General features: G+C 44.0%; 15 protein-coding genes. 9 read left to right on the forward strand and 6 right to left on the reverse strand.

Annotated features, from left to right (window positions below; genetic code table 11):
* The first annotated feature begins 234 nt into the window (after positions 1 to 234).
* Positions 235 to 1,071: an S-layer family protein gene (locus F6J94_RS22955; protein WP_293044456.1), complete on the forward strand. Its 837-nt coding sequence runs from the start codon at positions 235 to 237 to the stop codon at positions 1,069 to 1,071.
* Here F6J94_RS22955 and F6J94_RS22960 read toward each other — a convergent pair.
* The 3 genes from F6J94_RS22960 to F6J94_RS22970 form a co-directional block, all read right to left on the reverse strand.
* Complete coding sequence (locus F6J94_RS22960; protein ID WP_293044458.1) at positions 1,020 to 1,268, reverse strand: hypothetical protein; 249 nt, start codon at positions 1,266 to 1,268, stop codon at positions 1,020 to 1,022. The genes F6J94_RS22955 and F6J94_RS22960 overlap by 52 nt on opposite strands.
* 427 nt (positions 1,269 to 1,695) lie before the next feature.
* Positions 1,696 to 1,902 (reverse strand): hypothetical protein, encoded by a 207-nt coding sequence (locus F6J94_RS22965; RefSeq protein WP_293020159.1) that lies wholly within the window; start codon positions 1,900 to 1,902, stop codon positions 1,696 to 1,698.
* Positions 1,903 to 2,098: 196 nt separating this feature from the next.
* A complete protein-coding gene (locus F6J94_RS22970) occupies positions 2,099 to 3,463 on the reverse strand; it encodes a DNA cytosine methyltransferase (protein WP_293044460.1) in 1,365 nt (454 codons plus the stop codon).
* 360 nt (positions 3,464 to 3,823) lie between these two features.
* On the opposite strand from F6J94_RS22970, the gene F6J94_RS22975 reads away from it, so the two are divergent.
* Positions 3,824 to 3,976: a hypothetical protein gene (locus F6J94_RS22975; RefSeq protein WP_293044462.1), complete on the forward strand. Its 153-nt coding sequence runs from the start codon at positions 3,824 to 3,826 to the stop codon at positions 3,974 to 3,976.
* On the opposite strand, the gene F6J94_RS22980 is transcribed toward F6J94_RS22975, so the two are convergent.
* A complete protein-coding gene (locus F6J94_RS22980) occupies positions 3,951 to 4,088 on the reverse strand; it encodes a hypothetical protein (protein ID WP_293044464.1) in 138 nt (45 codons plus the stop codon). The two genes, F6J94_RS22975 and F6J94_RS22980, sit on opposite strands and share 26 nt — an antisense overlap.
* Positions 4,089 to 4,295: 207 nt before the next feature.
* On the opposite strand from F6J94_RS22980, the gene F6J94_RS22985 reads away from it, so the two are divergent.
* The 4 genes from F6J94_RS22985 (at position 4,296) to F6J94_RS23000 (ending at position 6,030) form a co-directional block, all read left to right on the forward strand.
* Positions 4,296 to 4,499, forward strand: a complete 204-nt coding sequence (locus F6J94_RS22985; RefSeq protein ID WP_293019706.1) for a hypothetical protein — start codon at positions 4,296 to 4,298, stop codon at positions 4,497 to 4,499.
* Positions 4,492 to 5,001, forward strand: a complete 510-nt coding sequence (locus F6J94_RS22990; protein ID WP_293044476.1) for an N-acetyltransferase — start codon at positions 4,492 to 4,494, stop codon at positions 4,999 to 5,001. Before F6J94_RS22985 ends, F6J94_RS22990 begins: the two co-directional genes overlap by 8 nt.
* A 45-nt stretch (positions 5,002 to 5,046) precedes the next feature.
* Positions 5,047 to 5,805: a HEAT repeat domain-containing protein gene (locus tag F6J94_RS22995; RefSeq protein ID WP_293044466.1), complete on the forward strand. Its 759-nt coding sequence runs from the start codon at positions 5,047 to 5,049 to the stop codon at positions 5,803 to 5,805.
* A gap of 84 nt (positions 5,806 to 5,889) precedes the next feature.
* Complete coding sequence (locus F6J94_RS23000; RefSeq protein WP_293019702.1) at positions 5,890 to 6,030, forward strand: hypothetical protein; 141 nt, start codon at positions 5,890 to 5,892, stop codon at positions 6,028 to 6,030.
* A 108-nt stretch (positions 6,031 to 6,138) separates the two neighbouring features.
* Here the strand turns inward: F6J94_RS23000 and nblB are convergent, their stop codons facing one another.
* Entirely contained in the window at positions 6,139 to 6,801 is a 663-nt protein-coding gene (gene nblB, locus F6J94_RS23005) for a phycobilisome degradation protein NblB (protein ID WP_293019700.1), read from the reverse strand.
* A gap of 84 nt (positions 6,802 to 6,885) precedes the next feature.
* On the reverse strand, positions 6,886 to 7,353 hold the full coding sequence (locus F6J94_RS23010) for a CBS domain-containing protein (RefSeq protein WP_293044468.1): 468 nt from the start codon (positions 7,351 to 7,353) through the stop codon (positions 6,886 to 6,888).
* A 757-nt stretch (positions 7,354 to 8,110) separates the two neighbouring features.
* Between F6J94_RS23010 and F6J94_RS23015 the strand changes: the two genes are divergently transcribed.
* The 3 genes from F6J94_RS23015 to F6J94_RS23025 form a co-directional block, all read left to right on the forward strand.
* The gene (locus F6J94_RS23015) at positions 8,111 to 9,151 is read left to right on the forward strand and encodes an effector-associated domain EAD1-containing protein (protein WP_293044470.1); all 1,041 of its coding nucleotides are present in this window, start codon (positions 8,111 to 8,113) and stop codon (positions 9,149 to 9,151) included.
* Between the two features lie 21 nt (positions 9,152 to 9,172).
* Positions 9,173 to 9,586, forward strand: coding sequence for a hypothetical protein (locus F6J94_RS23020; RefSeq protein ID WP_293044472.1), 414 nt, complete (start codon positions 9,173 to 9,175; stop codon positions 9,584 to 9,586).
* 24 nt (positions 9,587 to 9,610) lie between these two features.
* Positions 9,611 to 10,513 (forward strand): GUN4 domain-containing protein (locus tag F6J94_RS23025; protein WP_293044474.1); only part of this gene is annotated, 903 nt, incomplete at its 3' end.

Raw genomic sequence — 10,513 nt, forward strand, 5'->3', positions numbered from 1 at the left:
TTACAACCCTTGCAGCGCAAGGAAATTCCGTTATACGTAAAATCATTTTTACAACCTAAAGCAGCAGGAACAAGAGTAGGCAAAGGAATTGCCTTAAAACCCAAAATGCCTTGTTTCATTGTTAAGAAAGACCAAATCTTGATTTCGCTTTCATCGCTGGATTTTTCATACATCGTTGAAGACAACATTAGTGATATTTTTAAGCTTCTTCATCAATATAAAATGAAGGTAGCTATGATACAGAATTCTGCTATTAGTTTTGCGGTTTGTGTGGATGATACCTATAACAATATTGATCAGTTACTCTTCCTTGACAACGGTGGCAGGATCACAGCAGAAACAGCAGGAGAAAAAGGCAATATTATCCTAGAAGCTGGTGACATCCGACTCCTCAACCGAAGCTTGATTCTAACTAATGCCGACAATACTGATGGGGGCAATATCACCATTGATACTGACACCTTAGTCGGTCTGGGAAATAGCGACATCACCGCCAATGCTGAAGAAGGTCGAGGAGGTCGTGTTGAGATTAATGCCCAAGGCATCTTTGGCTTAGAGTTTCGCGACCGTCTCACTCCAGACAATGACATCACTTCCACCTCCAACCTTGGCTCATCCTTCAACGGTGACGTAATCCTCAATATTTCCCAAGTAGACCCCACTTCAGGCTTAACCGAATTGCCAGCAAGCCCCGTAGATGCAGAAGCGATCCTGGCCAATGACCTTTGTGGCTTTGAGAATAATCGGATTGCTGGCGGGAGTTCCTTTTTCATTACCGGAAAAGGGGGTTTACCACCGACTCCAGAAGATCCGGTGATTAATGCCCACAGAACAGTGGGGTGGCGAACTCGTCCTGGCTTAGCCAGCACCAGCAGACAACGATTACAGCAGCAACCTTCAGTAACACAGCCTCAACCTCCCCAAGAAAAAAAAGTGATTATCGAAGCCCAAGGCTGGGTAACAGCAAAGGATGGCACGATTATTCTGACCGCCCATCCGTTTAGGGGTACTCCTGTTGATCAGATATTGCCCAATCTTGATTGCCATTCGGGAGTAGGGAGTAGGGAGTAGGGAGTAGGGAGTAGGGAATCGGGAATCGGTAGAACGGGCATCTTTTGTGGAACGGGCATCTTTTGTGGAACGGGCATCTTTTGTGGAACGGGCATCTTGCCCGTTACAATTATCCGGCAGGCAGGATGCCCACCCCACTGATATTCATCCCTCGATTCAGCAATGCCAAGAAAAGTTGCACCTGGCTGACAATACACGATCAGCCAGAGTTCAATGCAACTATCAACTCACAAAAGATTATAATAACAAAAACTGAGATAAACACTGATCTCTTTTAGATCTAGGTAGTCATGCTTTACTAGCAGATGGGTTGATCGGGTGCTCAGGTGCTCGGAAAAATTTGTATTAAGAGTAATTATGCGGAGATGATATAATTCCAGGTTGGGGGTTGTTTGATATTATGTCCGGATAATTAGTGATAAAAAACCTTCTGGGATTAAACCTTACTCCTTTACTTCAGCATAGCTGCTTTCTGCCTTCGATTCGGCGCAAGCGTGTAAGTATTCAACCGCACATGATATCACTTGCTGCCGACCACAGGTTTAAGAGCGCACAGGGTTCGGGCGCAAGGGAAGCGCCCCTAGAATTGATTGGTTTGACCCTCATGATCAGAAGTGATATAGTTTATTCCACTACTCGAATCAATCCACGGTTCAAACCGTCATAAATCTCTTGGACTAGGGTTTGCTCTTCTAGTGAAAGTGATGCCTTGGCTAGTAAAGCTGACATAAAGAGCTGTTGGTCAATGCGGGTAATTTGGCGCATATGAATAATACGCTTAGCTATGTGCTGCACTGGGAATTTGGGGAAGATCACTTGAGAGGGTTTCATGGGCTCCACATAATCTCTGTAATTTTAACTATCGGCAATTTTGAAGAGATAGTCTGTGAGAGAGAGTCCTAGCTAGTAGTGATTCGAGATCAAAATTTGTGGTGATGGGATAGGGGTTAACCTGTGATCTGAGTTACAACGATGGCAGACTAGTAGCCGATCAGCGTTGACGGTCGTGATATACAGCATGTTGATTCTAGGAGAAGAGAACGATCGGAGATGGGAAGCAGCAGACTAAAAAAGGAATAAATATCACTATAGTCCAATACTTAGATGCCTGGAACTGTCTAAAGGCTAATAATTTCGTATCTGAGAGCTTGATAGTTGTGGTTGGCACTGATGGTTCAAGGGCCAAGGCTGTCATAATTTGTTTACCCAAAACCCGTCCTAATCGTGGTGGTACAGCATTACCGACCTGTCGAAATCCATGCCATTTGGTCTGGTGGAAGCGAAACCAATCTGGAAATGAGTGCAGTCTAGCGGCCTCTCGCACCGAGATGACCCGTGGATAATCAGGATGAATGGGGCGAGGAGAGGTGTAGCGACCGTTTTTATAACCAGTACCTGCTCTTAGGGTATGGCATGGTTGATCCCAGTGTAAGCGTCGTAAGCGACTGGTAGTATCTACCTCGCCCATGGGTGTGTTTCTAAACCGCTCAATAGAGGCTTCCGTGTGCTGGGTTTGCAGGGAACTGGTCAATAGTTGAGGATTCCACTGGCGGGGATAGGCAAAGTTACCAGGATCGGTGATTATATCCCTTAACTTTTCTACATAGGGCATGGCTAAAGCTTGGAGCAGGTCTAGCTGTTCTGGTGTTAGTTCAACACAATCGGTTTTCTGGAGTTCGGGAAAATCATCTAAGTTAGGCAAGTCTGCGATCGCATCCTTAACAGTTACCCATTGGTGAGAGCCTAGTTCTGAGTCAGGATAAGCCACTGGTGTTTCCCCAAGCCTAGAACCCAGTAAAAACAACCGCCGCCGTTTTTGAGGCACGCCAAAATCTGCTGCATTCAAGACCTTGACTGGCTCAGTTATCGTGTATCCAGCTGCTTTAAAGTCACTGATTAGCTGCTCGAACAGGTGTTGGTATTTGTTCTGAGCTAAGCCTGGAACATTCTCCATCACAAAGTAGCGTGGTTGCAGTTCTTTGACCAAACGGCAGAACTCAAACACTAAATTATTGCGTACATCATCTACTTGACGCTTACCGATCAAGGAGAATCCCTGACAAGGGGGTCCACCAATCACTAGATCAATGACTAGATCAATGGTAGAAAACTTCGATGAAACCTCTGTACAGTCTTGATTACAGTCTTGGTTTTGCCCCCTTTCAGTTGCCCACTCCCTCAGGGCTTTCTGAATTTCTTGACCAGACAGGGTAGTAATGTCGGTACATAAAACCTTGGTTTGGGGGGAATTGAAGGCATGCACTGCCCCATGAATTGGGTCTTGTTCAACGGCGAGGGCAACATCAAACCCCGCCTGCTCAATCCCTAGGGAGAAACCACCAGCACCAGCAAATAAATCAACGGCTAACGGTCGATGAGGGAAATTGGCCATGCCGTTTATGGTAATCTAATTTTATTGCGCTGCACGCTTCGGAACAGGGAACAGGGAATAGGTAATGAAAAAGCTTGTCACATCGCGCTGCATAGACAATAGGCCAATTAAATGGACACTTGCTTACCTATAATGGTTGATCAGTAGGAAACACTATTGTCTACCATACCTTAGTTAGTGCTCTCTTTTACCATTCAGATTAATCTAGCTCTCAGAGGATATCTGAAAAGTTTTTTGATACTGCATTTTGCCCCCCTAGCCCCCCAACTTTGGGGGGAACAAGAGTCAATTTGCTTCTAAAAGTCCCCCGAGCGAGGGATTGCTCGCTCGGCGGATAAGATTGCTGAAGAAGCTGGAACGGTGCGTTGGCTACAGGAGAATTTAGGCAATAAACTCCTCACTGATAAGAAACTTCCTGGTAAGCATTTGACTCCCCTCGGTTGGCTCCGGGGAAATGATCAACTTGCGGATACGGTTATTGAAGTTATCACAAAACTAGCCGAGCGAGTCTAAGGGAGCAGGGAACAGGGAACAGGGAACAGGGAACAGGGGGAAGAGTATCGGAAGTGTGGGAAGTGTGGGGAGATGGGGAGATGGGGAGATGAGGAGATGAGGAAGGGGTCAACCTACAACCTCTAACCTCTAACCTCTAACCTCTAACCTCCAACCTGCAACCTGCAACCTCCAACCTTCAACCTCCAACCTCCAACCTCCAACCTCCAACCTTCAACCAAATAACCTCCAACCTCTAACCGTCAACCGCTAAAAGCTGTGCCATTGTAGTAAGATGGAGAAAGTAAAGAATTGTTAAAATCAACGAACCATTAAATTCATGGCTATTTTTCGTCAGTACATTGCTCCCCTACTGGCACTACTAGGCTTCTTAATTGCCCTATTGGCAGTCAGTTCTCGGATCTTTTTACCGAACGATATGCTAGCCCCTGCACCGATTGAAGAAGTTGACGCTGCCAGCATTCAAGCACCAGTATTCGCTCAGCTGGTTGTTAACCAAAATTTCGCGAAAATTGGTGAGTAAGCCATTGTTAGCAGGCTACCAGCTACGACTGGGAACGGTACGAGAACGGGCAATTTTGGTGAAGTTCATGGAGTTCACTTACCAAGAGCTTTTCCCAGAACAAAATGATTTTTCTCACCTGGCGAAGACTGTTAAACAGTACTTTTCCAGAGAAACCCCCCTGTGGTGGGTTACAGTAGCAGATGGGAAGGTTTCTAGGAAAGGCTCTATTATAACTCATCCCTTGCCGGTGGGTTGTCTGTGGATGGGCAATGGGGTTGATCAGGTAAATGGCGATCGCTATGGCTATATCTTTTTACTGTACGTCATGCCAGCACACCGCCGTCAAGGCATTGGTTCAGCACTGATGCAGCACGCTGAAGCTTGGGCAAGGGCAAGAGGCGATCGCCAAATTGGACTACAGGTGTTTCAATCGAATCAAGTCGCTTTGAACCTTTACCACGGACTGGGTTTCCGCACCCAATCTCTGTGGATGGTTAAACCATTGCACAGAAAATACTAATGAAGACTCTGGTAGAATCAGGCAAGATAAGGTAGGTTATCAGGCATGTATGACGATGATGATCTGAGTTTATTGGATAATACGGCTTTACTAGAAAGCCCTTTAGATGACATAGAGCCGATTGAAGATGAGTTAGAAGCTTCCAAACCTGATCCAGAGGAAATGCTGGCTCTGTTAACGGCACCGGAAAGCCAACAACGGATGCTAGCAGCTCGTGCCTTTTGTGAGTTGCAAGATGAGCGGGCAATTCCCCATCTGATTAACCTGTTAAATGATGTTTGTCCTTTGGTACGGGTAAGTGCTGCCTATGGTCTCGGGCACAATCCCAGTCCCACGGCAGTAAAGCCCTTGATTGACCAGCTAACCGTTGATTGGAACGGTTATGTCCGTAAAGGGGTTGTTTGGGCATTGGGGAACTGTCGCGATCGCCGTGCTTTAGCTTCTCTAATTGATTCCCTCAAAACGGATATTCCTGCAGTGCGTTTGTGGGCAGCTAGTGCTCTGGCGCAAATGGCAGAGTTAGATTATGAAGAAGTAATCGCATCGATTCCGCCCTTGATTACTGCTTTAAGGAAAGACCCAGTAGCAGCAGTGCGCAGTAATTGTGCTTGGTCTATCGGGCAACTGTGTCGGGAATTGCCCTCCAATGCCGTTTACGCTGGTGCTATTGATGCCTTAATTGAAGCAATTGCTGATGATGAAGACCTAGGGGTAAAAGAAGACGCGAAAGCTGCCCTCTTGAAAGTGGGAGACCCCCGTGGACTTCAGATGATTGAAATGATTGAGATGGAAGGGTTTTTGTAAAGGTTTTTGTAAATGGGCTTGTTATAGCCCTGGGCGCGGGAAGTCTGGGGAGATGGGGAGATAGGGAGATAGGGAGATGGGGAGATGGGGAGATGGGGAGATCTTACAAGGGTAGGTTTTGAGTACGTACTTTCATTAGCTAGAAACTCCTCAATATATGTATTAAAATATGTATCAAAATACACAATCATTTCCGGGGTAATTCTGCCCATTTCCCGCTTCTGACGACTCCCGACTCCCGACTCCCGACTCCCGACTCCCGACCCAAATGTAAAAAACCTACCCCTGTGAGCCCCTCTCCCCACAGTCTTCTCCCTATTCCCGGTTCAAGCCTTATGCTTTTAAGGCATCTTGCGCTACACTAGCCACCTGCTCAACACTGTCATTAGCTAATGTTTCTAGGACTGCCTTAGCCTCTTCTCCTCCCAGATTAACCAGTGCCTGTACTAACCGGTAACGAATTTGCCAGTCGGAATTAGTGGCAAAGGGAATCAGCAGAGGCACAGCCCGGGGGTCTCCCAATTCTCCTAAGGAACTAATGGCGGCTGTTTGGATTAAACTGGTATCGGATTTGAGAGCGTCTTCTAAAATTTGAAATGAACGGGGTTCACCTAGTTCCCCTAAGGCAGCAATAATACTAAATTTAACGATCCACTCAGTGGTTTGGTGATAGGTTTGCTCTAAATCATCATAGGCTTCGGTGAGCTTCAAGGCACTCAAGGAATCCGCTGCTGCTGCCTGAACATCTGGTTCTGGATCATTCAAAAGGCGATCGCGTAATAGGGTCAAAGATACGGTTAAATCCTGATCACCCAAGGTATCGAGCTGGCTGACTGCCCCATATCGAATCCGAACATTGTTATCTTTAACCAAGGGTTGAATTAGCTCAAACCCCACCGATGGTTCCAGCTGGCGTAGTTGGTTTAATCCTCTAATGCGGTGGCCAAAATCCGATGAATTCAGCAGCTCTTGGACAGATTCACGAGTAACGCTCATGGGTAAATTGCTCAATATCTAGCCAAAACTCAACTTACCATGTTACTTGTTCACAGTGAACACTGTTTGTGATAGACAGTTCCGTTAATTCTTTAACTCAGCTGCCATGGCGCGGACAATATCCCCAGAGGTCAGAATTCCAATCACTTGCTCTGCCTCATCTGTTACTGGTAAATGGTGGATTGATTTTTCCTGCATCAACTTAGCCGCTTTCCGTAAGGGTTTATCCGGTTTGATGCTCATGGGATGACCAGTCATTACGTCCCCAGCGGTTTGTCCGAGTGCTTTATGGAGTTCTTGGTCATAACGGGCAGGATTTTCTAAGTAAATCACGCTGTCGAGAAACATGATATAGACTGGCGGTTCTACTCCTGTCTCCTGCCACAGCAAGTCAGCTTCTGAAATCACTCCTACCAATTTGCCTGCTTCGTTAACCACTGGCAAGCCACTGATGCTTTGTTCAGCAATAATTTTGATGACTTCCTTAATCGGTGTTTGGGGCTGCACCACGATCGGGTCGCGGGTCATGACTTCAGCAACGGTTTTGGCCATAGTTGGGTTTTTAAGGGTTTTCAAGTGTTTGCCAGGTGATAACTATATTCTCCCACTGGCTTAGTCTAGAAGGTGACAGTAGTCTGAAAACTTTATGGTTGATTAAGCTTTGACAAGCCTTGCCCAGTTACCGTTAGCGACCCAAACAGCCCCCAAACCATAAGCAACGTCCCTTTGAGAAGGTACCCTTTAGGGTACTGTCAAGCCAGGTAATTATCTAAGATTCTATAAATGTATAGTGTTGCTCATACTTAAGAGGTACCTTCAATGGTCTTACCCCTATCCCTACTCCCTACTCCCTACTCCCATTAACCCAGGAGGAGGTAGCTGACCAATGTTTGCGATCGCTATCACTACACTAGGGTTTTACACTAGAGTTTACAAATGAGATGTAAAACTAGGATGGATAAAGAAAAGGAACAGTAAACCGGTTACAAGTAACAGTGGTAAAGAGATACGAATAGTTTTTGATGCTCCGATAAATCAGCAATATTGTTCATGACCTATTTGTAAATGCTGAGATAGCCGCTATCTGATTTTGGGATTTGGGGGTGTTGAGCTGGTATAATTTACTCTGAATACTGCTCTTAGAGTTCCCCGCCAAGGCAGTGATTATCTACACTTCGGGAATTACTCCGGCCAAGATTAAACCACGATTATCCTCACTAACCTTATATTTTCTCTGCTGAGATTGTTATTATAAAAATAAAATTGTTACATTGTTATGTGGTAGATGATCTAGCTATCACTTTAATTAATGATAGATTTAACTGGTTCTCAACGCAAGAAATTACGCGAAGCCATTATCAGTGCTTATCCCACCAAAGATGACTTAGCGATAATGGTTGATGATGAGTTAGAAGAAAACTTAAATGCCATAGCTGGGGGAGGGAACCTTACTCAGGTTGTTTTTAGTTTGATTAAATGGGCTGAGTCAAGAGGTAAATTAGAACCCTTAATTATCGCAGCCTATGGGACTAATCGAGGTAATCCAGAATTAAAAGAGTTTTATCAAACCATTTTTCAGCAGAGGTTTAGGATTCATCTCCCCCCAGTAAATACTATCAGGGATATTGGCCCTGCTATTGAGTGGCTTGGAGCAACGGAAGAGTTACAACTCCAAGGTTTCTGGCAAGCGGAACCAGATTTTTGGGATGTTGGCTACCTGAAACGAGCAATAGCACAAGCAAGCTCTGTATGTCGGATTGAAATTAACCCACAGGGAATTGAAGGGACTGGTGTTTTGATTGCCAACAGGCTAGTTTTGACTAATTACCATGTTCTGAATCCAGATGAAAACGCGGATATGCACATCAATGCTCTCAATGCTGTCTTGCGTTTTGGCTGTTTTAGCTCTGATTTGGGAAATGAAACCAAGGGACAGGTCGTTAAATTAGACAGACAGCAACCGATTTTACATTCCAGTCCTACCAACAAACTAGATTACGTTTTGCTACAAGTGGCAGCAACTAGTCCTCCATCCAATGATACTAAACCTGCTCGTTGGAAGCCTAATCATCTTCCTGTTAAAGGGATGGGAATTAATCTTTTTCAGCATCCCGAAGGTGCATCAATGAAACTCTCTATCAGTCGTGATGGGATAACCGGAGTTTATCCCGAGAGGGGACTAGTTCAATATGTCAACAAAACTGCCTTCGGGTCTAGTGGTGCCCCATGTTTTGATGAAGATGGTACCCTAGTCGCTTTGCATCACGCTCAGCGAGCTAGATCGTTTGGTACTATCCGGGAAGGAATTTTATTTAGTTGCATCTATCAGGAAATTAAATCCTATCTCTAGTAAGGAGAACTAATACTTGACATGGGTCGTCGAATTATTACCACCCAATTTGAAGCTAAGAGCAGGGCAAAGATTGATGGCTATTTTGATCGGCTGCTCAAATATATTCCCTCGGAAATTGTTGGGGCTTGGATAGCTATCAAAGGACTGATAACAAGTGCCGACGACGTTCCGATTAATCTATTATTATGGGTGTTATTTATAGTCTTTGTAGTTCTAACTGCTGTTTGGATATTAAAGTTAACATCAGAGTCCAATAAGCCACCAGCTGTTACCCAAATAGTAGTTTCTACTGGCGCATTTGTAGTTTGGGTATTTGCTCTGGGAGAGCCATTTTCATCCTTGGCATTTTACCGTCCAGTCTATGGTTCCCTATTGCTGATTCTCTATAATATCATTATCCCTTTGTTTAATCCTTCTGAATTAAATTCGTAAGTAATTTAGTAAAATATAGTATGAATGTATGAGTTATCTGGTTCTGAACGGGAGGAATTACAAAAAGCTATTCTTGATGCTTATCCAGATATAGGTGACCTTGAGATGGTGGTCAGTTTTAAGTTCAATAAAAATCTGACAGCTATTGCAGGAGGAAATAATGATGCTCAAATTATCTTTAAACTAATTCGGTGGGCAGAAGCACACGGAGATATAAAAACACTAATTGATGGGCTTTATAATGATAATCCTAGAAATGAAAATCTCGCTATAATTTATGATAAAATTATAGCGAGATTTGATTCAAATGAGAGAAGTGTAAATCATAAAATTTCCAGTATGCATGATAAAGTCATACCGGATTATGAAAAAAAAAATTATCACTATAATAATCAAAATAACAAAAAACAAATTATACAACAGCCAAATAAGCAATTACCTCAACCACCAAACCAAGAAAACTATCAACACTTAAACTATCTTCTTAAAAATCAACAATGGGAAGAAGCCAATGAAGAAACGTTGACTATTATGAATCAAGTTTATGGTAGAACTACAACAGACTCTTGGCAGGAAAGAGATATTCAAGAATTTCCCTGTGATATCCTCTGTCAAATCGATAAACTCTGGCGACAATACAGCAATAACTATTTTGGTTTTACTATCCAGACAATGATTTGGGAAAGACAATGCACTAATTTAGCTCATCCTGAAGAAGCATTTGGTAACTATGTAGGCTGGTATGACTCCGACAGAAACAGATGGCTATTGTATTCAGACCCAGCTTTCAGAGCAAAAGTCAGACATCAATACATGTATAAAGGAATTCTGCCAACACTGACTTCAAAGAATTACCCAAAGAATTACCCTCTGAAAGTTAATGCTAGTTTTATACCTCACCTTGTTGAAAGACTTCAATTCTGTGAA

Origin of the sequence: Moorena sp. SIO1F2, assembly GCF_010672755.1 — a bacterium.
Taxonomy (GTDB): Bacteria; Cyanobacteriota; Cyanobacteriia; order Cyanobacteriales; family Coleofasciculaceae; genus Moorena.

Coding starts and splice junctions, on each gene's coding strand:
- F6J94_RS22965 (WP_293020159.1), bottom strand. CDS start 1,902: ATGAAACCCTCTCAAGTGATCTTCCCCAAATTCCCAGTGCAGCACATA.
- F6J94_RS22970 (WP_293044460.1), bottom strand. CDS start 3,463: ATGGCCAATTTCCCTCATCGACCGTTAGCCGTTGATTTATTTGCTGGT.
- F6J94_RS23020 (WP_293044472.1), top strand. CDS start 9,173: ATGGGTCGTCGAATTATTACCACCCAATTTGAAGCTAAGAGCAGGGCA.
- F6J94_RS22985 (WP_293019706.1), top strand. CDS start 4,296: ATGGCTATTTTTCGTCAGTACATTGCTCCCCTACTGGCACTACTAGGC.
- F6J94_RS23015 (WP_293044470.1), top strand. CDS start 8,111: ATGATAGATTTAACTGGTTCTCAACGCAAGAAATTACGCGAAGCCATT.
- F6J94_RS22995 (WP_293044466.1), top strand. CDS start 5,047: ATGTATGACGATGATGATCTGAGTTTATTGGATAATACGGCTTTACTA.
- nblB (WP_293019700.1), bottom strand. CDS start 6,801: ATGAGCGTTACTCGTGAATCTGTCCAAGAGCTGCTGAATTCATCGGAT.
- F6J94_RS23010 (WP_293044468.1), bottom strand. CDS start 7,353: ATGGCCAAAACCGTTGCTGAAGTCATGACCCGCGACCCGATCGTGGTG.
- F6J94_RS22955 (WP_293044456.1), top strand. CDS start 235: ATGATACAGAATTCTGCTATTAGTTTTGCGGTTTGTGTGGATGATACC.
- F6J94_RS23000 (WP_293019702.1), top strand. CDS start 5,890: ATGGGGAGATGGGGAGATCTTACAAGGGTAGGTTTTGAGTACGTACTT.